Source organism: Bacillus sp. 0209A (genome assembly GCF_036765095.1).
Lineage (GTDB): Bacteria > Bacillota > Bacilli > Bacillales > Bacillaceae > Bacillus > Bacillus subtilis_G.
In genome coordinates, this window is sequence record NZ_JBAIZV010000007.1 from 89,416 (window position 1) to 113,577 (window position 24,162).

At 45.3% G+C, this 24,162-nt stretch carries 28 protein-coding genes and 2 pseudogenes; 11 read left to right on the forward strand and 19 right to left on the reverse strand.

What is annotated here, in order from left to right:
- The first annotated feature begins 116 nt into the window (after positions 1-116).
- Entirely contained in the window at positions 117-257 is a 141-nt protein-coding gene (locus V6D44_RS19425) for a hypothetical protein (RefSeq protein ID WP_141113426.1), read from the forward strand.
- A 12-nt stretch (positions 258-269) separates the two neighbouring features.
- On the forward strand, positions 270-1,334 hold the full coding sequence (locus V6D44_RS19430; protein WP_087993107.1) for a DUF4352 domain-containing protein: 1,065 nt from the start codon (positions 270-272) through the stop codon (positions 1,332-1,334).
- A 37-nt stretch (positions 1,335-1,371) separates the two neighbouring features.
- Here V6D44_RS19430 and V6D44_RS19435 read toward each other — a convergent pair whose 3' ends face one another.
- The 3 genes from V6D44_RS19435 to natA form a co-directional block, all read right to left on the reverse strand.
- Positions 1,372-2,304, reverse strand: coding sequence for an aldo/keto reductase (locus tag V6D44_RS19435; RefSeq protein WP_253268797.1), 933 nt, complete (start codon positions 2,302-2,304; stop codon positions 1,372-1,374).
- Between the two features lie 135 nt (positions 2,305-2,439).
- Positions 2,440-3,600, reverse strand: a complete 1,161-nt coding sequence (locus V6D44_RS19440; protein WP_253268796.1) for an ABC transporter permease — start codon at positions 3,598-3,600, stop codon at positions 2,440-2,442.
- Positions 3,601-4,341: a sodium ABC transporter ATP-binding protein NatA gene (gene natA / locus V6D44_RS19445; RefSeq protein ID WP_087993104.1), complete on the reverse strand. Its 741-nt coding sequence runs from the start codon at positions 4,339-4,341 to the stop codon at positions 3,601-3,603.
- A 143-nt stretch (positions 4,342-4,484) separates the two neighbouring features.
- Here natA and natR point away from each other — a divergent pair, with 143 nt between their 5' ends.
- A complete protein-coding gene (natR, locus tag V6D44_RS19450) occupies positions 4,485-5,186 on the forward strand; it encodes a two-component system response regulator NatR (RefSeq protein WP_087993103.1) in 702 nt (233 codons plus the stop codon).
- 12 nt (positions 5,187-5,198) lie between these two features.
- Complete coding sequence (locus V6D44_RS19455) at positions 5,199-6,155, forward strand: sensor histidine kinase (RefSeq protein WP_253268795.1); 957 nt, start codon at positions 5,199-5,201, stop codon at positions 6,153-6,155.
- Between the two features lie 39 nt (positions 6,156-6,194).
- Here the strand turns inward: V6D44_RS19455 and V6D44_RS19460 are convergent, their stop codons facing one another.
- On the reverse strand, positions 6,195-7,271 hold the full coding sequence (locus tag V6D44_RS19460; protein ID WP_087993101.1) for a helix-turn-helix domain-containing protein: 1,077 nt from the start codon (positions 7,269-7,271) through the stop codon (positions 6,195-6,197).
- Between the two features lie 233 nt (positions 7,272-7,504).
- Between V6D44_RS19460 and V6D44_RS19465 the strand changes: the two genes are divergently transcribed.
- Complete coding sequence (locus V6D44_RS19465; protein ID WP_333516830.1) at positions 7,505-7,888, forward strand: RDD family protein; 384 nt, start codon at positions 7,505-7,507, stop codon at positions 7,886-7,888.
- Between the two features lie 38 nt (positions 7,889-7,926).
- On the opposite strand, the gene lipA is transcribed toward V6D44_RS19465, so the two are convergent.
- Positions 7,927-8,565, reverse strand: a complete 639-nt coding sequence (lipA, locus tag V6D44_RS19470) for a lipase LipA (protein WP_087993099.1) — start codon at positions 8,563-8,565, stop codon at positions 7,927-7,929.
- A gap of 394 nt (positions 8,566-8,959) precedes the next feature.
- Between lipA and V6D44_RS19475 the strand changes: the two genes are divergently transcribed.
- The 3 genes from V6D44_RS19475 (at position 8,960) to lmr(B) (ending at position 11,538) form a co-directional block, all read left to right on the forward strand.
- Complete coding sequence (locus V6D44_RS19475) at positions 8,960-9,085, forward strand: hypothetical protein (protein WP_277986992.1); 126 nt, start codon at positions 8,960-8,962, stop codon at positions 9,083-9,085.
- 391 nt (positions 9,086-9,476) lie between these two features.
- A complete protein-coding gene (locus V6D44_RS19480) occupies positions 9,477-10,043 on the forward strand; it encodes a TetR/AcrR family transcriptional regulator (protein WP_087993098.1) in 567 nt (188 codons plus the stop codon).
- A 55-nt stretch (positions 10,044-10,098) separates the two neighbouring features.
- Entirely contained in the window at positions 10,099-11,538 is a 1,440-nt protein-coding gene (gene lmr(B) / locus V6D44_RS19485) for a lincomycin efflux MFS transporter Lmr(B) (protein ID WP_087993097.1), read from the forward strand.
- Between the two features lie 58 nt (positions 11,539-11,596).
- Here lmr(B) and V6D44_RS19490 read toward each other — a convergent pair whose 3' ends face one another.
- On the reverse strand, positions 11,597-12,709 hold the full coding sequence (locus V6D44_RS19490; protein WP_087993096.1) for an aminotransferase class V-fold PLP-dependent enzyme: 1,113 nt from the start codon (positions 12,707-12,709) through the stop codon (positions 11,597-11,599).
- An 80-nt stretch (positions 12,710-12,789) separates the two neighbouring features.
- Here V6D44_RS19490 and pcp point away from each other — a divergent pair, with 80 nt between their 5' ends.
- Positions 12,790-13,437, forward strand: a complete 648-nt coding sequence (gene pcp / locus V6D44_RS19495) for a pyroglutamyl-peptidase I (protein ID WP_087993095.1) — start codon at positions 12,790-12,792, stop codon at positions 13,435-13,437.
- Here pcp and tatC read toward each other — a convergent pair.
- From tatC to V6D44_RS19530, 7 genes and pseudogenes are all read right to left on the reverse strand, one after another.
- Complete coding sequence (gene tatC, locus V6D44_RS19500) at positions 13,434-14,159, reverse strand: twin-arginine translocase subunit TatC (protein ID WP_087993094.1); 726 nt, start codon at positions 14,157-14,159, stop codon at positions 13,434-13,436. The genes pcp and tatC overlap by 4 nt on opposite strands.
- A gap of 60 nt (positions 14,160-14,219) precedes the next feature.
- Complete coding sequence (gene tatAD, locus V6D44_RS19505; protein WP_166854393.1) at positions 14,220-14,432, reverse strand: sec-independent protein translocase protein TatAD; 213 nt, start codon at positions 14,430-14,432, stop codon at positions 14,220-14,222.
- Positions 14,433-14,444: 12 nt separating this feature from the next.
- Positions 14,445-16,196, reverse strand: a complete 1,752-nt coding sequence (gene phoD, locus V6D44_RS19510) for an alkaline phosphatase PhoD (protein ID WP_333516823.1) — start codon at positions 16,194-16,196, stop codon at positions 14,445-14,447.
- 18 nt (positions 16,197-16,214) lie between these two features.
- A pseudogene (locus V6D44_RS19515) lies at positions 16,215-16,391 on the reverse strand (hypothetical protein).
- Positions 16,392-16,470: 79 nt separating this feature from the next.
- The gene (locus V6D44_RS19520) at positions 16,471-17,202 is read right to left on the reverse strand and encodes a vWA domain-containing protein (protein WP_333516824.1); all 732 of its coding nucleotides are present in this window, start codon (positions 17,200-17,202) and stop codon (positions 16,471-16,473) included.
- Between the two features lie 101 nt (positions 17,203-17,303).
- On the reverse strand, positions 17,304-17,732 hold the full coding sequence (locus V6D44_RS19525; RefSeq protein ID WP_333516825.1) for a cell wall hydrolase: 429 nt from the start codon (positions 17,730-17,732) through the stop codon (positions 17,304-17,306).
- 80 nt (positions 17,733-17,812) lie between these two features.
- Complete coding sequence (locus V6D44_RS19530; RefSeq protein WP_333516826.1) at positions 17,813-19,048, reverse strand: serpin family protein; 1,236 nt, start codon at positions 19,046-19,048, stop codon at positions 17,813-17,815.
- A gap of 110 nt (positions 19,049-19,158) precedes the next feature.
- Here V6D44_RS19530 and V6D44_RS19535 point away from each other — a divergent pair, with 110 nt between their 5' ends.
- Together V6D44_RS19535 and V6D44_RS19540 are read left to right on the forward strand one after the other, a co-directional pair.
- A complete protein-coding gene (locus V6D44_RS19535) occupies positions 19,159-19,545 on the forward strand; it encodes a YndM family protein (RefSeq protein WP_003223823.1) in 387 nt (128 codons plus the stop codon).
- A pseudogene (locus tag V6D44_RS19540) lies at positions 19,505-19,632 on the forward strand (hypothetical protein); the annotation flags it as partial. The gene V6D44_RS19535 and the pseudogene V6D44_RS19540, both read left to right, overlap by 41 nt.
- Here the strand turns inward: V6D44_RS19540 and V6D44_RS19545 are convergent.
- The 6 genes from V6D44_RS19545 to V6D44_RS19570 all read right to left on the reverse strand — a co-directional run bounded on the left by V6D44_RS19545 (position 19,596) and on the right by V6D44_RS19570 (position 24,153).
- Complete coding sequence (locus V6D44_RS19545; RefSeq protein WP_087993176.1) at positions 19,596-20,282, reverse strand: ABC transporter permease; 687 nt, start codon at positions 20,280-20,282, stop codon at positions 19,596-19,598. The pseudogene V6D44_RS19540 and the gene V6D44_RS19545 sit on opposite strands and share 37 nt — an antisense overlap.
- An 18-nt stretch (positions 20,283-20,300) precedes the next feature.
- On the reverse strand, positions 20,301-21,224 hold the full coding sequence (locus V6D44_RS19550) for an ABC transporter ATP-binding protein (protein WP_253268792.1): 924 nt from the start codon (positions 21,222-21,224) through the stop codon (positions 20,301-20,303).
- A gap of 94 nt (positions 21,225-21,318) precedes the next feature.
- Positions 21,319-22,254, reverse strand: a complete 936-nt coding sequence (locus V6D44_RS19555) for a HAMP domain-containing histidine kinase (protein ID WP_087993090.1) — start codon at positions 22,252-22,254, stop codon at positions 21,319-21,321.
- A 1-nt stretch (position 22,255) separates the two neighbouring features.
- Positions 22,256-22,936 (reverse strand): response regulator transcription factor, encoded by a 681-nt coding sequence (locus V6D44_RS19560; protein WP_202328878.1) that lies wholly within the window; start codon positions 22,934-22,936, stop codon positions 22,256-22,258.
- Positions 22,937-23,032: 96 nt separating this feature from the next.
- Entirely contained in the window at positions 23,033-23,971 is a 939-nt protein-coding gene (locus V6D44_RS19565; protein WP_202328652.1) for a DMT family transporter, read from the reverse strand.
- A 20-nt stretch (positions 23,972-23,991) separates the two neighbouring features.
- A complete protein-coding gene (locus V6D44_RS19570; protein WP_003241325.1) occupies positions 23,992-24,153 on the reverse strand; it encodes a hypothetical protein in 162 nt (53 codons plus the stop codon).
- Between the last annotated feature and the right edge of the window lie 9 nt (positions 24,154-24,162).

Sequence of the window (24,162 nt, forward strand, 5' to 3'; positions counted from 1 at the left end):
CTGAGTTTACCAGTTTTACCAGAACATTTTTCACCAAAAATAGGATGATGAACCTATTCAATATAAAAGCCAATAATCTTAAAATTAAATCCGTTGTAACTTTTATAGGTCCATTTATAACAAAGAAGGGCGGAGTTTCCATAAAACCCGGTGAAAACCGTGAGAAAAGAACTGATTTTTTTGGTTATTTGATGCTAATCCATTCAAAAAGATCCATTTCTCAAAGACAAAAGACTCTCTTACCCAAAACCACTTGAGGAGGAAAAAGAATGTTCCAGAAAAAAACGCAAGCTGTTTTCCTAATTCTTCTGCTGATGATGTTTACAGCCGCTTGTTCCGGAAGCAAAACAAGCGCGGAGAAGAAAGAGTCAGAAACAGAAAAAAGCTCAGATATAGCTCAAGTCAAACTTAAAGATGTCTCTTATACACTGCCGTCTAAATATGATAAGTCCACTACAGATGGCCAGCTTGTGTTAAAAGTCAATGTCGCTGTGAAAAACACAGGGAAAGAGCCGCTGAATGTAGACAGTATGGATTTCACTTTGTACCAAGATGATACCAAAATGTCTGACACAGACCCTGAAGACTATAACGAAAAGCTGCGCAGCAGCACGATTAACGCTGATAAATCCGTTGAAGGAAGCCTTTTCTTTGTTGTAGATAAAGGCGAGAAATACGAGCTTAACTATACGCCGGAATCTTACGGTGATAAAAAGCCAAAATCAGTTACTTTCAAAATTAATGGTAAAGACAAAAAAATCCTTGCAACAGCCGATCAGCTACAAGACTCTGCAAAAGCATTATCGGCTTATGTTGACGTCCTTCTTTTCGGTAAAGACAACGCTGATTTCGAAAAAATCACCGGTGCCAACAAAAACGAAATTGTACATGATTTCAACGAATCAGCCAAAGACGGCTATCTCTCAGCTTCCGGTCTTTCAAGCACATACGCGGACAGCAAAGCGCTTGATAATATCGTGAACGGCATTAAAGCGGGATTAAGCAAAAACTCTTCCATCCAGGCGAAAACAACATCGCTCTCTAAAGACGAAGCAATTGTTGAAGCCACTATCAAACCTGTAGATGCGTCTTCGCTCTCAGACCGCATCGAAGACAGAGTGAAAGACTACTACAGCAAGAATGCTGGCGCGAGCTATGAGGATGCTGTGAAATACGCGCTTCAAGTATATCCTGAGGAATTCAAAAAGCTCGGACCGGCTTCATCTGAAAAAACGGTTGAAGTGAAAATGAAGAAGAACGACATCGACCAATGGCAGCTTGATATGGACGATTACAGAGCGGCAGAATTAGTCGAAGCATTCATCAAAGAATAAAACACCAAAAGGAAATAGCCCGCGGCTATTTCCTTTTTTATGTAAAAATCCCGCTGATAAATTCCACTTCATCTTCGGTCAGTTCAATGTTCAAGGTTTTCAGGTTATCTTTCAATTGCTCTGGACGCTTAGCGCCTGGAATGATGGCGTCTATTGCCGGTCTCGTTAACAGCCACGCCAATGCGACATGTGCCGTCTCCGCTTGTTTTTCCTCCGCCACCGCTTTCAGCTTATCTACTTTTTTGAGGTTGTGAATAAACGTTTCTCCCTGAAATTGCGGCTTATCCTTTCTAAAGTCATCAAAGACCGTATCTTTCGTGAATTTTCCTGTCAGCAGTCCGGACGCGAGCGGAAAATAAGGAATAAAGGATATGCCGTGTTTTTCACAGTATGGAAGAATCTCCCTCTCGGCATCACGCTGAATGAGAGAGTATTCTGCCTGGAAGACCTCCAAATAGCCGTCTGCATTAAATTCCTGCAATTGCTGATCATTGAGGTTTGAAGCGCCGATCGCTTTGATTTTCCCCTCATCCTTCAGCTCCTTCAGCGTGCCTGCCACCTCAGCAAGAGGGGTTTTGCCATCAGGGAAATGAACATAATACAAATCAATGTAATCTGTTTTCAAGCGCTTCAGACTCTTTTCCACCTCGCCGCGAAGAAACTCCCGGCTGTTGTCTAATTCAATGCTGCCATTCACTTCTTTATGGGCCCCTTTGGTGGCAATCATGAGCTCATTCCGTGCGCCGCGTTCCTGCACAACTTCGCCGATTAATTCTTCAGAACGCCCCAGACCGTATATAAAGGCGGTATCAATAAAATTCACGCCGCCATCCAATGCCGTTCTCACCAAATCCTTCCCTGTTTCATCATTCAGGTTCGGAAATAGATTATGTCCGCCGACCGCATTCGCGCCGAATCCGATCCGCTTCACCCGCAGCTTCGTTTTGCCAAGAGTACGTGTTTGATCCATTGTTTCTTCTCCTTCGAAACAAATTTTGATGAAAAATAGTGCAGGGTCACTTTCTGTATTAGATATCCTTTTTCTATTTTCCTCCTTTTATCAGGATATACAAAAAGGAGAAAGTGTATTTCTCCTTTTGCAAGTTTATTTTGGCAGAACCCATTTATCCTTCAAGAAGCAGGCTCTGGCCAGTAAAAAGAATATGGCGATGAGCACGGCGATGGTTCCTGATGTATACAAAATGGCAGCCGGGTCAATCATCCCGAATAAAAGCTGTTTGAATAAAGCGTGCAGGTTCAGAAATGGGATGAAAAAGTATGATAAATCAAATTGGTTCGGTGCCTTGCTGAGGATGAAAAACATCGGGAACACAGGCAGAAAGACGACAAGAGACATATAGCTTTGCGCTTCTTTTACCGAGCTGGAAATGATGCTGATGAAAAGCTCCATCGCAGAGATCAGCAATGCAGAAAGCACGATGATTAAGGCGGAAGCGCCGAGCACAACCCACATATGATCTCCCAACTGGAAGGCGGTCCTTAAATTTTCGGTAAATAACACGGTGGACAAAATCAAAAACATCAAAGCCAATACGCCTGAAGCAATTCCAAAAGTGGAAACCGCAAGCCACTTGCCGACCAGCACTTTGTTTCGGCTGACCGGCGTCAACAGCAGTGCTTCGATTGATTTCCTGTCCTTTTCCCCAGCCATGATATCAAGAGCAATCGGCATTGCGCCCGAAACAATGGATGTCAGGATCAGCATGGGCAAAATGGCAGAAATCATAATAGCCGAAGCCCCTTTCTCCTCGTCCCCTTCCTTTTGCTGAATCATAAACGGCTGGATTACCGATTGATCAATATGCTTATTTGTTAAACGGTCTTGGACAATTTCATTTTTGTACTGATCTAAGGCAGATTGCACAAGCTGCATGGCATTTGACGAGCCTTGATCGATTGAATTGCCGTAAACATCGATTTTAAAAGGCGTCATGCTGTTGACATATGAGTCGAACTCTTTCGGGACGTTCAGGTACACATCTGCTTTTCCGTCATCAACCGCCTCTTCAGGATTTGTAAATGTTTTTACACTGATCTCGTTAATCACATTGAGCTTGCTTTCCAGTGCGGACGGCAGAGAATGGCCGACAGCCAGTGTGTATTGCTCCCCTTTGTCGGACAGCATGCTTTCATAAAAGTATACAAGCCCAAGCATTGTAATCATTGGAACTAAAATCGTGAGTAATATCGTTTTTCTGTCGCGCAGCGCGTCGATCATTTCTTTTTTATAAATATGGCTCAGCATTTAAGAAATCCCCCTGACAAGCTTAGACATAAAGATGTAATTCAAATCGTTGCTCCGCTCGCTCTCGTATAATGATTCAAGCGCTCCCCGGTAAATCACCTCTCCGCTGTGAATCATGATGACACTGTCACAGAGCGCCTGCACTTCCTCCATAATGTGGCTGGAAAATAGAATGGTTTTTTGTTCTCTTTTCAGCTGCTGGATAAATTCGCGGAAGATGTTGCTTGATGTAATATCAAGTCCTGTTGTCGGCTCATCAAATAAAATGATGTCCGGATCGTGAATCAGCGCTCTAGCAATGGCAACTTTCTGCCTCATCCCTTTAGAAAACCCACCCACTCTCCTGTTCATATAATCACGCATACCGAACCGTTTCGATAAATCTTCTATTCTTGCTTTGATTTCGTGGCGGTTTAACCCGTACAGCCGGCCGAAATATTGTAAATTTTCTTTAGCGGTCATCCGGTCGTAAAGTCCGGTTTCTCCTCCGAATAAGACGCCGATTCTTTTTTTGACCTCGGCGGGCTGCTTGACCGTGTCAAAGCCGGCTACAGTGATAGCACCCTGTGATGGTTCAAGCAAGGCAGCAATCATTCTCAGCATCGTGGTTTTGCCGGCACCGTTTTCTCCGAGAATGCCGACGACTTCTCCTTTTTGAATGGTTAAGCTTACATCTCGCACCGCTTTGACTACTTTTTTCTTATCATGAAACCTGCGGCTGCAATCGGTCAGTGTAATCATGTCACAATCTCCCTTTTCGTTATTTCTAGTAATGACTATATACGAATTGCTGGATTTGTTGGATAAAGTTGTCGCGAAGAGTTCTTTTTATGTCGCGAAATGGGATAAAATAAAGATGATTCTATGTAACTAGGGGAATGATAATGGTAAAAGTCGGACTTGTCGATGATTATCGAGTAGATTTAGAGAAACTGGAAGCGATCGTGTCCAGAATACAGGATATCGAATTAGTCTTTTCGACCGATTCAGCGAAGGAAGCCTACAGGCGGGTGAAGAACGGAGACATTGATTTGCTGCTTGCCGATATCGAGATGCCTCACATGTCTGGCTACGAGCTTGCTGATTTGATCAGGTCCCACTCGCTTGATGTGGATGTGATTTTCGTTACCGGCAACGGCGGCTATGCAGTCCACGCCTTTGACCTGAACGTCCATGATTATATTATGAAGCCGTACCATGCCGACCGGCTGAAGGCTTCTTTCGACCGTTATGTGAAAAAGAAAACGGAAACGAGTTTGAATGGACGGATATTAATTAAGCAAAAATCTGAAATGCACGTCCTGCAAAAGAAAGATATCATCTTCGCAGAACGGACGGGACGTTCGACGACGATTGTGACAACCGCCGAAGAGGTGCAGACGTATCAAACATTAAATGATATTAAAGGTGACCTGCCTGAGAAAGATTTTCTCCGTTCACACCGTTCCTTTATTATCAACATCCATTACATAAAGCATTTTTCCGCTTATACAAAGCATTCGTTTACGGTTGCTTTTGAGGGAACGCCTAAAAAAGCGATGATCACCAAGCAGCAGCTTGATTATTTTCAAAACTACTATTTTTGAGGAGTTCGGAACGTGATTACCTTTTTTCAATGTCTTTGCTTGTTTATTTTTAGTTTCATATTTTATCAGGGGGCTGCTGCTCTTTCACTCAGTACAGCCGTCTCTTTGCTTGCGGCTGCTTTAGGCACAGCTGCAGCAGGCTTGTACCTCTGGAAAACGAAGCGGGTGTGGGATCGCTGTTCCCCTCAGCTCTGTATGTGGATCGCTGTCATTCAAGTGATGTCAGCGGCGGTGCTGATTGGCGCTTCTATACTGCCGGCATTGTTTGTGATCGTGATATTTACAGCATGTGAAGGGCTTCGTATCGGACAGTCTGCCTTGCAGGCAAGGCTTTCTGATCAAATTGATAAGCTGGTGAAAGCTGAACAGCACGCCAATCACATGCTGATGGATGTCAGAAGCCGAAATCACGACACAATGAAGCATATGACAGCGATCCGTGCAGCGCAGTCCAAGGCAGATACACAAGCATATATCCAAAACTGGACGGATCTGTATAGTCAATATGACCGTTTTTTAAAGGGAGAGAATGCGTACCTTGCAGGGGTGCTTTATGATTTTCTTGAAAAAGCACGTGCTTCAGGTGTGAAGGTTGCGCTGAATATGCATACCCCGCTTTCCTCACTTCCGTTTTCACCCGCTGACCAGGTCAGCTTGGTCGGCAACCTATTGGAAAATGCGCTAGACAGTGCAGCGGAGGCCCGAGAAAAAGGGGAGATTAAACTGGAAACCTCGCTGCGCAGCGGGCTTTATGTGCTGATTTGTGAAAACAGCACGCCCGGCATGGACCCAAAAGTGCTCGACACACTGTATCAATCATTTGGCCGTTCAACGAAAAGCGGCGGCGATCATGAAGGCATGGGCACATATATCATTCAAAAACTGGTGAAAAGCGCTTCTGGCAGACTGGATTTCACCTATCGCCATCCTGTCTTCCGGTTAGAAATCAAAATTCCGTTCCAGAAATAAAAAAACCTTGAAAAGCCCGGCTTTTCAAGGTTTTTTTCATTATGAGGATAACGCTTGCGCAAAGCGATCCGCTTCGTCTTGCAGCGTGCTTTCAATTTCTTTGTAGCGGCTGGAAATGGTAGATGCGCTTACGCCGTATTTTTTCGCCAGTTTAGCTTGAGAAACGGACGCGCCGTTAAGAGAAATCGCATTTACATAATATTCAACTGCCGCCGCAAAAGCTTCCGGTTTTCTGATGACAGGTGATTTTTTCTCGCAGAATGTTTTCCAGATATCAATGACAGCCGGAATCAATTCAGTCGGATACTCATCTCCGCTCATGCCTTCTTCGATAGCCGCAGCTGTTTCTTTCTCCATGTCGTTTGCCCACTCAACGCTGCTCTCTTCCGCTGCCTCTGCTTGCGGCTCTTCCTCTTTCTCCGCTAACAGCGCGAACAGAACGTTGTTGAATTCTTGTTTCATGAAATCCTCCGGCGTTTTGCCGTTCTTCACAGCGGCATCCGCATATTTCTTCACCTTGCTGATCAGCGCTTCGGTTCTCTTCACCGGAAAGATCGTGAACTGCATGAAGAATTCTGCTTTTTCCGCTTCATGGATCGGATAGCCGAGAATCAGGCTTCCCACTGGCGGAAGGTCTTGGTTATTTTTATCCATTTCCACTTCGAATTGTTTTGTCGTAATCACATCCTCAAAGTGAATGACACCTTCTTTCAGGTCTTGCAGCAGCAATAACGCAGGTGTCATGCTCTTCCATGATTCAACGATCTCACGCGTTTTCGGACGAGTGATCGAATCGCCTTTTTTCTGAAGGTAATCTTCGAAAATGGTCTTTTCACCAGCAAGAGGGTGGAAGAAGATTCCCCAGATCCCTAAGTTAAATACGCTGATGTCTTTCGTCTGTCTGTCCATAGCTGAAAGAAAATCATGCTGATTGATAAATCCTGACATGCTTTCTCTATGTACGGTGAAGGCAAACTCCACTAAGTCTTCCTGAATTTGTTTTGCTTCTTTTGCCGCTAGTTCTGTCGGGAAGTCGACAACTTTACTTCCGCAGCATTTTTTATATTTCTTGCCGCTGCCGCACGGGCAAGGGGCATTTCGTTTCACTTTTCCCACAATAAACCCTCCGAATTCTGTTGTAACTTTTCTATTTTAACAAAAATAACTTCTGAGGGCTTGGTTTCGGGCTAAAAAAGAATTTGGTAATATGAAAAGCCGGCTGGCGATGTTAATTTACCTATGACATTTTAACTAGATTTTGTGATTTATGACTTTTAACCGATTCCCGCTTAAGGCTCTTCTTTTTTACAATCATTAGGCGTTTATCAAAATGTAAGGAAGTGTTTATGTTGGAACCAGCTGGTTTTATGCTGCGCGCCTGCGCTCTCATACTTGATGTGATCATCGCAGCCGCAGTGATTTTGGCATCCGGATTTACGTTGGGGGACGGGTCCGCCGGCGTCATTGTTGCCGCCATTTTGATGCTGCTTGTGTATCCTTTGCTGATGCCGCTGACAAATTGGAAGGGTACACTCGGAAAAAAAATCATCGGGCTGCAAATTGTGAGGGACGAAACATGCGAGAAAATCACCCTCCCACAGGCCATTGCCCGTTACATGATCGCGTGGGTGCATGTATTCTCCCGCCTGATCTATTTGACAGCCGCCTTTACGAAGAAAAAACAAGCCGTTCATGATATGGCGGCGAAAACGATTGTGCTGAAAGCAGAATAACCTTGAAGAATAGACATTCTTCAAGGTTATGTTTCTCATTAGTTCGTATTTTGGCCACCGCCGTTGAGTCCTTCTTTAATCAGGCTGTTGACTTGGCTGCTGTATAGAAGGCCGATGTGGCCAACACCATGAATTTGAACGTTTTTAGCACCGTCTAATCTTGATAAATAATTCATGACAATCATATCGGCACTGCTGTAAATGGATGTGTACAAAATCTTTTGATTAGGATCTGTTCCCGGCAGCGCCTTGCCTGTCGTCAAACGATTCGCGCCGCCAAGCGTTACGACGTTTTCAATTTTGTTTCCGCCGTCCAGATTTTTTATGTAATAAAGTGAGTTCGCGCCCCCCATGCTGTGAGCGACAATATCCACTTTTTGCGCACCTGTTTCGTCCAACACCTTTTGCACAAAACGTGATAATACAGGGCCATTGTTATAATTCGTGCCTGTCTTGTCCCAAAAATCAACTGCATACAGCTTGCTCCGTGACCAGCCTTGAGAGACGAGATAACTCTTAATACCCGCAAAATTGAATGATGCTCCTCCAATACCGTGTACCATAACAACCGGATTGTGTTCAGCGGCCTTTGCTGACGGCTGCACCGCAAACAGCGATGTAACAGACAGTACCAAAATTGTTACAAGTGCAATGAACTTACTTTTTACAAATTTCATAAAATCCTCCTTTTTTTGTAACAAATTCTTCAATTATATTACGTTACCAAATTAATTAGGTAAAGGGTAATTTCACCTTATTTTTAAAGAGATTTTAAGGTTCGGAGGGATACCTTTTTTCCTATTTTTGTTTTTAAAATGAATATATTGACAATATTCTCGCCGCTGAGTTCAATATGACCATCATTTTCGGTGCTGTCTCGATTTGTTTCTGTTCATTGTTAGGTTGTTAAGCAGTGAGTATCACGTCGTCTTTACTAAAGGTCATTCAATTTTTGCACTTACTTCCAATCAATAGTTCTGGCATTATTTTCCTACTAAAATGAAGAAAGGTTTGAACTTCGCAGTGAATTTACTAAAGAGTTTTGTGTTTGGAGTATTAGGGGCATTATTCATGTCAATTGTTAGAGAACATTTTTCTTTCACTGTGACATTAACAGTTTTAGTTGTTGTTATTACAGTTGCATTCTTTCTTGATGGTGTGTGGAAAAGGCATAAAAAAAAGAGAGAAGAGGAGTAATCCTTTTCTCTCTTTTTTATTTGGTTTGATTTTCGTCTTTGGGTTTAGTGAATTTCGTGGAATAGCCAGCGAATAATAAAAAGATAATGGCAAGAAGATAAGCTAAGATGCCTTGGTGAAATACGTATATTGAAATGACGTGAGATACTGCGGCAAGAAGAATAAGGATCATTGTGTATCTATTGAATCGCAAATGAGGGAGACCTCCCTTATCGGTTTCTTAGATCATTTTACCATTTGCAAATTCAAAGATAAAGATAGCCAAAAGCACCCAGAGTCCCTTCAATTTTTGTTTTTCATACAGTCAATTTCTCTTGACAACTGATGGTTGAATCATGATAATAGACCAGTCACTATATTTTTGATTGCAATTCAGTGAGGTGGGAATGTTATGAGTTATGGAGATTCCCGTGAGAAAATCCTTTCGGCAGCTACCCGGCTTTTTCAGCTGCAAGGTTATTACGGCACGGGGCTGAGCCAGATTATAAAGGAAAGCGGCGCGCCTAAAGGCTCTCTTTATTACCACTTTCCGGGCGGTAAAGAACAGCTGGCGATCGAAGCGGTGAATGAGATGAAGGATTATATCCGCCAGAAAATCGCGGACTGCATGGAAGCGTACACCGATCCGGCGGAAGGCATTCAAGCCTTTTTGAAGGAGTTATCGTGCCAATTTTCATGTACGGAAGACATAGAAGGCTTGCCTGTCGGTTTGCTTGCGGCTGAGACGTCATTGAAAAGCGAACCATTGAGGGATGCCTGTCATGAAGCCTACAAAGAGTGGGCCCTTGTGTATGAGGAAAAACTGCGGCAGGCAGGCTTTAGCGAAAGCCATGCTAAGGAAGCCAGCACCGTGATTAACGCGATGATTGAAGGCGGTATTCTTCTATCTTTGACGGCAAAAAACAGCACACCGCTCCTTCATATCTCCAACCGCATTCCTGCCCTGCTGAAGAGATAAAAAAAGACATACTTATACAAGCTGAATGAATACATTCAGCTGACAGAGAGGGGAAATGATTTTGGAAACAGCAGCTAAAGCATCTCCGCAATACAAAGTGATGCCGATTATGATTTCCTTGCTGTTGGCCGGTTTTATCGGCATGTTCAGTGAAACGGCACTGAATATCGCGTTAACCGATCTTATGAAGGAATTGAACATTACAGCGTCAACTGTTCAATGGTTGACGACAGGCTACCTGCTTGTACTTGGTATCCTCGTTCCTGTATCTGGCCTGCTATTGCAGTGGTTCACAACAAGACAGCTTTTTACCGTGTCACTTATCTTTTCAATTGCAGGCACCTTGATCGCGGCGCTTGCGCCGAGCTTTCCGTTTTTATTAGCGGCTAGAATCGTTCAGGCTATTGGAACGGGGCTTTTACTGCCGCTGATGTTTAACACGATTTTGGTGATTTTTCCGCCGCATAAACGAGGCGCGGCGATGGGAACGATCGGGCTTGTCATTATGTTTGCGCCAGCCATCGGCCCGACTTTTTCCGGATTGGTTCTGGAGCACCTCAACTGGCACTGGATTTTCTGGATCTCTCTTCCGTTCCTTGTGCTTGCACTTGTTTACGGTATGGCATACATGCAAAATGTATCTGAGATTACAAAGCCGAAAATTGATGTTTTGTCTATCATCCTGTCGACGATTGGTTTCGGCGGCATTGTGTTTGGATTCAGCAACGCTGGTGAAGGCTCCGGCGGATGGTCCAGCCCGACTGTTATCGTCTCACTGATTGTCGGCGTTGTCGGTCTTATCCTATTTTCAATCCGCCAGCTAACGATGAAGCAGCCGATGATGAACCTCCGTGCATTCAAATACCCGATGTTTATTTTGGGCGTGCTCATGGTGTTCATTTGCATGATGGTCATCCTGTCGTCTATGCTGCTTCTGCCGATGTATCTGCAAGGCGGCTTAGTCCTGACGGCATTTGCTGCTGGTCTCATTCTCTTGCCGGGCGGCATTTTAAACGGTTTAATGTCCCCTGTTACAGGCCGTCTGTTCGACAAATACGGACCGAAATGGCTTGTCATTCCGGGATTTGTGATTGTCACTGTTGTCCTTTGGCTCTTCTCGAACGTCACTACAACTTCAACGGCTGTGATGATTATCATCTTGCACACCTGCTTGATGATCGGGATCTCTATGATTATGATGCCTGCGCAGACAAATGGTTTAAACCAGCTTCCGCGCGAGTTTTATCCAGACGGCACCGCCATCATGAACACGCTCCAGCAAATGGCGGGCGCTATCGGAACAGCGGTTGCGGTCAGCATTATGGCTGCGGGCCAGCATGATTATATGAACACAGCCAAAAATCCTGCCGATCCGGCAGTCATCCCGCAGGCTTTGACAGCGGGCGTACAGCATGCGTTTGTGTTCGCGATGATTGTGGCGATTATCGGTTTAATTGGCGCTTTCTTTTTGAAGCGGGTTAAGGTTGATCATTAATATGAAAAAGCCCCTGATCTCAAGGTCAGGGGCTTTTGTATGTTTACATGTGCCGCAATCAGCGCGCGGAGAAAACCGCTGCGATTTCATCAATCGCATGACGCAATTCATCCTTCGTGTTGTAAAAGTGGGGAGCCAGACGGATGACAGTGTCCCGCGGCGCGCAAATCACTTTTTTCTTCTTCAGCAGCGCCGCCGTTTCCGATGCCCGCTCATCCCGGATCGCAACCATTCCGGGATGATGCCCCGCTTGTGCCGCCGCCAGCTTCAGGCCTTTTTCAGCAGCATATCGACAGGCATCGGCACAGATCGTTTTCACATGATCCCGGATATGAGAAACCCCGATATGATTCAGCAGTGATAAAGCCGATGCCGCTGCGTATACACTGATAAAAGCAGGGGTGCCTGTTTGAAAACGCCGCGCACCTGTCGCATAAGCCTCATCAAATCCGTTCTCTCTGCCGAACCAAGCTGATGCTTTCGGCTTAAGCGCATCCGCCAGCTCCTTTCTCACATAAAGAAACGCCATTCCCGGTATACCAAGCAAATACTTCCGCGTGCCTGCCGCCAGCATATCTACTCCCCACTCCTTCACATCAATGGGAATGTGCCCCGCTGATTGATAAGCATCCACAAATAACAAAGAACCCTTTCTCTTAGAAATCGCAGCGATCGCTTTTACATCCTGAACAAAGCCGTCACGATAATGAACGTGCGGAACACACGTCAGCACTGTTTCATCGGTAATATGTGTTTCATATTGTTCGAGAGGCAGTCCCCCGTCTAATGACGGAATGACAGATACGGTATAATCGGATTGTGACTGCCAAACATGGGACACCGCCGGAAAATCCATCTCCGTATACACAACATGCTTCTTTTCAAAAACAGATAAAGAGGCTGCGACAGAGACCAGCGCATCGGAAACTGACGGCACAATCGCAATTTCATCCGGTTCAGCCCCTATCAGCTTTGCAAACTCGTTCCTCGCACTCTCTGTTTTTTCGACCGCTTCATTCCAGTTTGTCCCCATATGGAGCAGGCTGTCATGATAGTCGTTGATCGCCCTTGACACCGGCTCTGCCAACGCGCTCTGAGAACAGCTGGCAAGCATCGTATGTGTCTGCACGGTTGGGAACAACTGACGATACTGCTGCGGTAAATGTTCCATTGGCGATTCACTCCTTTTCATTATTTTGAGGAAAAACCTAAAAATAAACAATAGAATAAAAGGAAAAAGGAGATGGGAAGATGAGAAAAAAAGTGCTGATCACAGGCTTTGACCCTTTTGACAAAGAAACCGTCAATCCATCATGGGAAGCGGCGAAACGGCTGAATGGCTTTGAAACAGATGAAGCAATCATCACAGCAGAACAAATTCCGACTGTTTTTAAAACCGCTCTGGACACTCTGCGGCAAGCCATTCAGAAGCATCAGCCGGATGTCGTGATCTGTGTCGGCCAAGCCGGCGGGCGAATGCAAATCACGCCCGAACGGGTGGCGATCAATCTTACAGACGCGCGCATCCCCGATAATGAAGGACATCAGCCGATTGATGAAGAGATTTCTCCAGGCGGGCCCGCCGCTTACTGGACCGGGCTTCCCGTGAAACGCATGACTGCGAAAATGAAGGAAAACGGCATTCCAGCCGCTGTCTCTTATACAGCAGGCACATTTGTATGCAATTATTTGTTCTACGGATTAATGGATCACATTAGCCGGACATCCCCGCACATACGCGGCGGGTTTATTCATATCCCCTTCATTCCGGAGCAGACCATCGACAAAACAGCGCCGAGCCTCAGCTTGGACACGATGGTCCGGGCATTGAGGATCGCCGCTGTTACGGCCGCACAATACGAGCAAGATTTGAAGTCACCCGGCGGGACGCTGCACTAAGCGGCCGCCGTTTCGCTCGTCAGCCTCTTTTTGTAGACAAACGCCGATAGGGTGACACTCACTTCAAACAAGACAAACAGAGGGATCATAACGAGAAAATCAGAAATGAAATCAGGCGGTGTAATCAATACGGACACGACAATCAGCAAAAAATAGGACAACTTTCTCGCTTTGGCCAGCCTGTAGGGATTTAAGATGCCCAGCCTTGTTAAAAACATCACCACTAAAGGCATTTCAAACAGAAAGCCAAACGGCAGGCTCAAATTCACCATAAACCTGAAATAGCGGTCCGCCGTAAACATTGTTTCAAAATGCCCGGAAGACAAATGAGTCAAAAAACTGAGTACGATCGGAAATAAGACAAAGTATCCAAAAGAGATGCCCGCCAAAAATAACGCAAATAACCCGGGTATGTACATGACCGTCACCTTGCGCTCCGTTTTCGTCAGCGCCGGGGCTACGAAACGCCATAGCTGGTAAGCGGCAACAGGGATGGAAGCCGCAATGGCACAAATACCGGCAAGCATCATATACACCCAGAGAATTTCACTCGGTCCAAGCACAGCCAGCTTCCCATCCAAATCTCGAATCAGCCAGTCATAAATATCCTGCACAAACAAAAAAGCCGTGATAAGAAATAGAAGAAAGACCGCGAGTGTCACGATAATCCGGCGGCGAAGCTCTTCTAAATGCCCGATCAGATGGGTTTCTTTTTTATCCATTCAAAAAAGCCCTCCTTTTCATAAAAAAAGAGGCAGACCCGGTGTCTGCCTCATCAGCACTCAGCCCGCGTTTTTGTCCTGCTTTACCGCTGTCAGCTCAGCTGATTTTTCATCTTTTTCATCACCAGACACAAGTGATTTTGTGGCGCTTTTAAATTCCAGCAGTGTCCGTCCGGCGGCACGTCCGATTTCCGGCAGCTTTGAAGGGCCAAAAATAATGAGGGCGATGACAAAGATCAGAATCAAGCCCGGTATTCCAATGTTTGAAAACATACTTTCCACTCCTTAATTCGTGATTTTTGCCCGTTTCTTAATCATTTGTTTTTCGTGGGCTTTGTTGTGTGCAAAAAAACGATCCTCTTCGACTTCATCGGATTGCTTCACCCCGCCTTGGACTGTCGTGGAGGATACCTTTTTCAATCCAGTTTGGTCCTTTTGATAAACGAATGAAGCCCTAGTTGAAATGGCTGCGCCAGGCTCTGTCACAAACGGTATTACCCGATAATCGGCTTTCCACTGGTGAGGCGTCACGGTACAGCGGACATATCCGCGATAGTCGTTAAAAAACTTAATGTGCGGATTTTCTTTTAAAATTTTGTCTGTGTCCGCCCGTTTATCCGCGCCGTTCCCTCCAGAGGTGATCGAAGTTCCGACAAACTCAGCCCCGAAAATCTTTGAACTTGTCTTCTCAAAGTCGACGTGCAGATTTGATGCCCAGCTTGCATGTACATCACCTGTCAGCACAACAACATTATTCAGATTTTTACTTTTAATGAAATTGATGACCCGCTCGCGCTGAGCCGGATAGCCGTCCCACGAATCCATGCTGTAGATCGGGCTAGCGCTTGTTCCAAAGTTCCACTTCGCAAAGAAAATCTGCTGCGGCAGCACATTCCAGTGGGCGGTCGAGCTGCTCAAATTGTTGAAAAGCCATTGCTCCTGTTCTTTTCCTAACAGGGTCCGATTCGGATTGCGCGATTCATCGGAAGGCGGCTTATTGCCGTCGTTATTGGCTTGGTCGTCCCTGTACTGGCGGGTATCAAGAACATTGAAGGACGCCAGATTTCCGTACGTAAAATGACGGTACAACTGCATATCCGGACCGTTCGGCAGAGAGGAGATGCGGAGCGGCATATGTTCATAGTACGCCTGATACGCAGCCGCGCGGCGGAGCACGAACGCTTCAACCGACTGTCCTTTTTCCGGGATTTTATTGGCATAGTTGTTTTCGACTTCATGGTCATCCCATGTCATAACCCAAGGGAACGCCGCATGTGCAGCTTTTAAATTGGCATCAGAACGATATTGGGCATGGCGGTTCCGATAGTCTTGCAGCGTTATGATTTCCGCGCTGTTGTGCGTGCGGACATTGCCCGTTTTTGATACATATTCATTCGGGCCGTATTCATAGATGTAATCGCCGAGATGGAAGACAAGATCAAGTTTTTCCTTCGCCATATGCTTGTAGGCCGTATAATATCCATGCTCATATTGCTGGCAGGAAGCGAACGCAAAGGTCATTTTCGGCACATTGGCACCAGGGGCGGGCAATGTTTTTGTTTTTCCGACAGGGCTTAGTTCATGTCCGGTTTTGAAACGATAATAGTACACTTTATTTGGCTCAAGCCCGTCCGCTTCTATGTGAACAGAGTGGGCGAGGCTCGGTTTGGCCATCTCGGTGCCCTTTCTCACGATCTTGCGGAAATGCTCATCCTTTGCGACCTCCCATTTGACTGGGATCGCCTGCTTCGGCATTCCCCCGCCGTTCAGCGGATCTGGCGCAAGACGCGTCCAGAGCACGACACTGTCAGAAAGCGGATCTCCAGACGCGACCCCTAGCGTAAACGGATAGCTAGAGAACTTAGGCGCGGCATTGACTTCAAATGCACCAACTGACTGAGCAATCGTTAATCCAAGAGAAAGCCCTGCAATCTTCCCCGCTCCTTGAATAAATTTGCGACGGTCAAACGTATTGTTTTGAAAGCTTTCCTCTTTTAACTTCTGTACCCATTCATCAAAACGACTGTCGTATGCCATTCAAGATCCCCTCTCTTCTCATTGATCGCCTCCATTATAGAAAATCATTGTTAAATGGATGTGAAGAAGTGTGAACCGATTGTAAGCGCTGAACTACAGAAACAGGTCTTCACTCACAATCCTGCCGCTGAAACTTGCCGAAAGCTGGCTAAATGGCGCGTTTTCCGCTTATCCTGTCGATTGCAAGCCGCCCATTCGAACTATTTTTCTTCACAGGATCTTAAAAAAACAAAAACACCGAGCCATTTCCCAGAATGACTCAGTGCCGTATCAGTTATTTTGAAAACAATCTGCTGAAAAAACCCTTCTTTTTCGGCTTTTCAGCAGGAGGCTCTTGTTCTCTTACAATTCCTTTTTGCCTCGCTTCTTTCAGCCAAAATGGAAATTCAGTAAGCAGAGCGTCATAAAGCTCATCATCAGAAATGCGGTCGATTTCTTCAATACGCAGGAAATTCGTATTATCAACAGCGCGTCCTTCTAACGTATCCAGTTTATTGAGAAAATCGAAGTTTCCGTTTCCGATGCCGACAAACTGCCAAAACACCGGCTTGTCAGAAGAGGCTGCAATAATTGGTTTAATCGACTTTTTACAGCCTCCATCATTAATAAAAACGACGAAAGCGGGATAAGAACTGGGTTCCTCTGCAACATATTTGCGCAGCACGTCCTTCATGACCGGCGGCTCATCATTTCTGCCGAATTTATGCAAGCGGTCATTATTCAAAATTTCTCGATTGACATAGCCCGAAAAATCTTTTTCAGAAACTGGCTTTAATCGGGAGAATTCGTTATCATACACCCATACATCCAGTAAGCCGTTATCATCAAATTGATCGGCCACCGCCAATATCCGTTCCACCACGTTTTGAACCGTTCCGTTTTTATAGAGCGTTCTCATTGAACCCGTAATATCAAGCACAAGTCCGACACGAGCCGTCACCTTCGTTAATTGCTTTTTCTCCAGTACGATTTTTACGCTTTTCTTTTGCAGGTCTATTGTTGCCATTCTGTCATCTCCGTTTTTTTCTTTGATTATCTCACAGGAATATTTTCCATTGTATATCTTTTCAAAAAAAGGCACCGTTCGATTTGAACGGCGCCCTGTCTCTAAAATGTGTTATATACATTTTCACACGTTTCCGCAGTCGGCTGATAAAAGCAATGTGACTTGTATCTGGCCACTAGCGGCTGGTTATACCACTGGGGCGGACAGTCCCCCTCCGGTCTGAAGTACCACAAACTAAATTTTGCAGGCCAGATCCTTTCGCCATTAATCGACCGGCGTGCAAGGCTTTTCTCGCTCTCCCGTGCCCTTTGATAAAAATATCCATGAGTCACCGCCTCAAATGCGTGCGGCTGAAAAATCATCTGCCTGATGGTGCGGAGGCCTTTAAAATCTGAGCAATTCGCCCTTAGCCGGTTAACTCCCACGTTGCCAACAAGCAGCATCCCCTGTTTGCCTTCGCCTTCCGCTTCAGCTCTGAGCAGCCTTGCCAGCAAATCGATATCTTCACTCGTTGCTCTTACGACCGCCATCACGTCACCTCCCCTTGATCTCCTTTCATCATATTGCAATACTTCAAAAGTAATGACGGAGGACAGGAGAAGTTTTTAATTTATTCATGCGGATTTGCGACAAAGCCTAAAAACAAAAGACTTGTTGTTTGCTCATCAGTGATGGCAAAGAAAAATGGGCGGTTGGCCGTCAAGGTAACATCTGGCGCCAGTCCGGCCTCAACAATTTCCGCTGACGAGGCAGCCGCAGCCTCGGTGCCAGATTCATTCACCTTGATAAATGTATGGTGATTCACATCGTCGATTGAAACACCCCGGCCTTCAGTAAACATTCTGGAAAAGTCAGCATCGGAAAAGACGGAAATAAGCCCCATATCACGAAGAGCGTGTTTTACGTTATACCTCCCTTTCAATGTAAAACGGGGCATACTCAGCTTTACTGTTTTTGGCTGAAATTCGCGGTCCCATGCTTTTATGTTTTGATTGGTGAAAAGAGACATAAAAGAACCCGGCGTTTTCTTCGGCAGAAATAAAGTAAACGAAAGTTGTTGATCTTCGTATGGCAGCTTGACTGCTTGGAACAGATCATTTTCTAAGTAAGCGAGGCGTGCAGTCTGCTTCATCATCAGCAGTTTTTTGGCCGATCCGTCTGGCAGAAAAAAATGCTCCTCAGCGCTCACATGCGGGTCAAACGGCAGCGCCCACTTTGCTTGAAAATAGAAGGTGTTTACCAAAAGCGAAACAGCTTTCGGCGAAAGGTGATCCGCTATATCGTCAATTCGCCCTTTTGTTTGGCCAGCCGCCCACTGACTGATCGAGTTTTTTGCGGTTTTAATATTGTCATCCATTTTAAAGACATTTCCAAAGAAGTATTGTTTAATCGTTTGTTTAAAGTCCGGCTCAGTCTCAAGCCTTGTCCATACAGCATTGGCCGTCATCAGGTCACCTTCAGGCAAAGATTCAAACCTTTTCATGAGCCCGAACGATGACTCATTAATGGCGCTGTCATGAATGTCCGACAAATATAGAGCAGCTTTCATTTCTTTTAATGTATCTCCCGCCGCTCCATTTGCCGTCATCATCAGCATCTGCTGTAAGCTGTACGGGGAAATTAGAAGATTGTCCTTTAACCCGCCTTGAGCTGACATGTATTGAAACAACTCGGTTCCGAATGTACGCTCCGCTTTAATAAAACCCTCATGAATATCATAAGCTTTGTTTTTTGCAGAATCAGATAGTGAAGACGATTGAGCAGTTGACGCGGGTTCTTCAGCAGGTTTGCACCCGCCTCCGAACATTATACACACCAGCACCACTGCGAACATCTTTCCTTTCATACAAACCATCCACTCCTTTTATACAGCATGCAAAAACGCAATATAAGGTTTAACTTTCTGCATTTGAGGAATCATACATAACAAATAAAAATAGAAGGAGGTACTTTGGAATGACACATGTGAAAGCACTCGCGATTAAAGGTATTATGACAATCATTGTGTTGTATCTAGTGCTTGGTCTGGGCTTCGGTTTCACGTTTGGTGATACGCTCTTAATGACACTTGTGTTAGGGGTTATTTCTTATTTGCTGGGCGATCTTTATGTATTGCCGAGATGGAATAATATGATTGCTACTTTAGCTGATTTCGGTCTGGCCTTCCTCGTCATTTGGCTGATGGGCATGCCGCTTTCTATGGGGATGACTGGCGGTGAAGTTGCACTGGCGGCTCTATTTGGCGCGATCGCCATGGCCATCGGTGAATATTGCTTCCATTTCTATATGATGAGCAAAGAGATTGGCAAGAAGCATTATCTTGAAACAAGAACAGATTCATAATAGAATGGCCGGTGCTGATAGCATCGGCCTTTCATGTTGGGCGCCTTTTTTCAAGCATCCTGTTTGTCTGCGTTCCTGATCGCCATGTATGAAAACAACAAACCGAAAGCTGCCAAGGATAACGGGATATAAACAACAGACGAAATGGAGAAACCCGGGCTTGTTGAACTGATAAGCATTACAATCACGACAGACGAAATGATGGTAGCCGGAACCGAATGTTTACGCATCCCAAAAAAGATGGGAACTAAACTCGTTCCAGCGGCGCCAAAAGCGAAAACCGCCATTTTTATGGCCTGCTGTGACATGATTTCAGAAGTTAGCTCTCCCGGTATGAAATGATAGATCGAGTTCATCACAAAGAAACCGGCGGCGATAAGTATATTCGATAATAGGATCGTGATAAATGTCAGTCCGGCCGCGATCATGAGTTTAGCAGTGAGCAGTTTTTTACGGCTGATCGGGTACGTGAACATCACAAGAATGGTTTTGTTTTTATATTCGGAAATCACCAATTTTGCGATCAGCACCGCGCCAAAAACGATGAATACCGCTCTGACGAAAGTGCCGATGATGAGAAACGCTTCCTCCATGCTTTGGAACGAAACCCCGCCATCGGCTTTTTCGGAATAACTAATCAGCCACAAAAAGCCCATGATTATCAGATTGGCAATAAGGACACCTCTGACATACCAGCCCAACTTCATTTTTCTTAATTCAATTCTGATCAAATTCATCAACGTGTCTCTCCCCCTTTACGCACCGATGCTATTGCCGTTGATCAAGCTGATAAAATAATCCTCCAGCGACGTATACTTTTTGTTCATTGATTCAATGTCTACATCATTTAAAATCAGCGCTTTGGATATGGCAGCTTGAGAGGCTTCTGCCTCGTAAATCCGAATCGTTTTCTCATTTAAGATTTTAAAGTTGGTTAATCGCAGCTCTTTCTCCAGCACAAAGCAGGCTCTTGTCTGATCCGGTGTGACAAGCTCGATGTATTCAGTATTCTGGCCTCTGACGGCTTCCATTGACACCTCTTCAAGCAGCCTGCCGTCTCGAATGACGCCAATTGTGTCCGCAATTTGTTCGATTTCACCCAGCAAGTGGCTTGAAATCAGCAGCGTCATACCGTACTCTTTGCTCAGCACTTGAAATAATTGCCTGATCTTTTTAATGCCGATGGGATCAAGCCCATTTACCGGTTCATCCAAAATAAGCAGATCCGGCTTCGTGAGGATGGCACGCGCAATCCCCAGACGCTGCTTCATCCCGAGCGAAAATGTTTTGACGGGCTTCTTGTCAATTTGTTTTAAGTTCACCATATCCAGCACTTCTTGAATGGCTTTTTTATTGTGGTACCCCATGTATTCACAATGCAGATCTAAGTTTTCTGCAGCTGTCAGACTTTCATAAAAAATCGGATATTCAATCATGCTGCCGATGTTCCCCAGCACCTCGTATGATGTGTGGGTGAGCTTGTTCCCTAGGATGCTGATTTCACCGCTTGTCGGTTTAACAAGGCTCGTCAGCATTTTCATAATGGTTGTTTTCCCCGCGCCGTTCGGGCCCAGAAAGCCATAGATTTCACCTTTTTTAATATGCATGCTGACATTGGTTACGACTTCTTTTCCCTGATACGCTTTGGTCAGTCCGTTCGTTTGTACGATATAAGTCAACTTTGTTTCTCCTTCCCTCTCTTTTCCTGTTTTCTATTGTAGCGGCGATCCCTGTCATTTTTATTTCTCAAATCTTAAGAAATTCTTACGTTTGCTAGTATGTCATTCGTTTCAATGTAATCGTAAATGCGGTCCGTTCGTACGGCTTGCTTTGAATGGATATAGTGCCTCCCATTTTTTCCGTAAGCCGTTTTGTAATGGTTAAACCGAGACCGCTTCCTTGAAATGCTTTATTTCTGGATTCTTCAAGTGTGTACAGCCTCTCAAACACACGCTGCTGATCGGTTTCACCGATCCCTTTTCCGCGATCCCATACAGTGATGGCAACGCTCGTCTCATCATACGACAGCGTCATGCCGATAAACTTGCCGGCCGCGCCATATTGAATCGAATTGGATAAGAGGTTTTGCAGGATTCTGTCCAATGCCTCTTCATTCGCCTGCGCAAACACCGGCGTGTCCGGGATATCGATGGCAGCTTGAAAGCCTTTTGACTGAACGGCGTCATAATAGTGCAGGATATTTCGTTTGCATATTTCGTTCATATGTATTTTGGTGATCGGGATGTCTTGATCTTCAGATTCTAATTTCGCTAAATCAAAAAAGGAGTTGATCATCTGAATGAGTTCATTTGTTTTCTGGCCGAGCTTACCCAGCAATCTTTCCCGCTCTTCGTCCGGCATGTCATGATCACTTTTAATGGTTTCGATATAACCGAGAATGACTGTTAACGGCGTTTTAAGGTCGTGTGACATATTGGTCAGCATTCGCTTCATAGACTGCTCTGTTTTGGCAAACCGGGCGCTGATCTGCTGACGATTCTCAACGAATAGGTTGGTGTTGACAAGCAGGTCTTTCACCGCCTGATCGTCTGTATGAAGCAAAATTTGCCCTGCCGAATCCCGATTGAGCATGGCTCCGAGCTGTTCAGCCATGTATGCCAAATTCCCATCCCGCTTCTTTTTCATCATGAATTGAATGACATTCAGACATACCAGAACGATGACAGCGGCCATCCATAACACTGTCATGCTAAAACTCTCCTAATTTATAACCGATGCCCCATAACGTTTTAATGTATTGAGGTGAAGAGGGATCGTCTTCAATCTTTTCTCTAAGACGCCGCATATGTACGTTAATGATATTTTGATCGCCAAAGTACTCGTCATTCCAGACCGAACGGAAGATTTGTTCTTTCGTAAACACTTTTTTAGGATTTTCCGCAAACAGGCACAGCAGCTGCCATTCTGTTGACGTTAGCTGAAGCGGCTTCCCACTTTTCAACACTGAGACATTATCTGTATCTATCGTAAGCTGTTGAATCTGGATCACCTTATTCTCAGCCGGTTCCTCTGCCGAATATTGCGTCGCCCGCCGTATCGCGGCCTTTACTCTAGCTGTCAGCTCAATCATCGAAAACGGTTTGGAGATATAATCATCCGCCCCAAACCCCAGTCCCAATGCCTTATCCACATCTCCGTCTTTTGCCGAAATCATTAAAACTGGAATGTTGCTTTTTTCGCGGATGATTTTCAGAAAATCCATGCCGTTCAGCTTCGGGAGCATGATATCAAGGAGAATCAAATCATATGAATCCTGACGAAACAGCCGGATGCCTTCTTCTCCATCGAAAGCATGCACCATCTCAAAACCCTCTTTTGTTAAATAATGATCCACCATTTCACTGATTGAGTGGTCGTCTTCTACAAGCAATATGCGCTGCATCTTCTCACCTAACCTTTACAAAATCAAAAAACACACACGTAATTACACTTATTGTAATTGAAAAACGTGTGTGTTTTACAAAAATTATTTATTTTTTCCTGTTTTCAGCTTCCTGTATTCCATGCCCGTAATGACAAAGAATACGGCAGCGCATCCGATGGTTTGAGTAAGTTTGAGCCGCTCACCGAGAAATAAGGCTCCAAAGAAAATCGTCAGGACAGGCCCTGCCATTGAAATAGTGGCAGCTCGCAGTGCCCCGATTCGTTTTATGCCCTCAAGCATCAGCACAAATGGAATCACAGTGGAGACGACTGCGATGAACACAAACAAACCGTACACAGCAAGCGGATATGCTGTCATTGGCGTATTTATGCCGATCGCCGCCTTTATGCCTGTGTAAAGCATCATGGCCGCTCCGGCTGCTGTCATCCCATAAGCATTGAGTCGGATGCCGCCGATTTGATGGACGAGCCGCCCGGAAAGAACAAGATAGCCAGCATAAACGGCCGAGGATAACAAAATGAATACAGAACCAATCATATTCGCCTGAAAAAGCTCGGCATTCCAGCCGCCGAGCGCAAAGAAAAAACCGATCATGACCATCAGCACTGCGAAAAGGTCTTGGATGGAAACCATTTTCCGGTCACAACACGCGTTGAATCCGATCATAAACACCGGATAGCTCATCAGCAAAATACGCTCAACCATTGCGGATACATGGTTCAACCCGATAAAATCAAACAAGGGAGACAGAAAAAAACAAAACACTCCCGCGACACACGCCCTCCATAGATCTCCTTTTTTCATACCGTCTGGCATTGGAGGACGGTATAACAAAAAAATCAACCAAAACAGCGGAACAGCAAACAGCTGTCTGTATAACAACACCGCGTCTGGCTCAGCACCCATTTGATATGCCCATTTAATCCAAATCGACTTAGATGCAAAACAAACCGTTCCGATCAGCAAAAAAACCGTACCTGCCGATGCCTTGCGAATCTTACTCTGCTCTTCTACTCTCATCTCAGCTCAGCTTTTCTCCTTTACTTGTTCAAATGCTTTTGTATAAAATCCAGAAGCGTATTTCCTTGAGCCGTCAGAATGACACCCTTCCCGCCGCAAGCTGGACATGGGCTGCCTTCGATTTCTCCTGCTCTTTCACACTCAGGGCATGCGACCTCAAGATCATCAGTTGCTATGACCACATGACATCC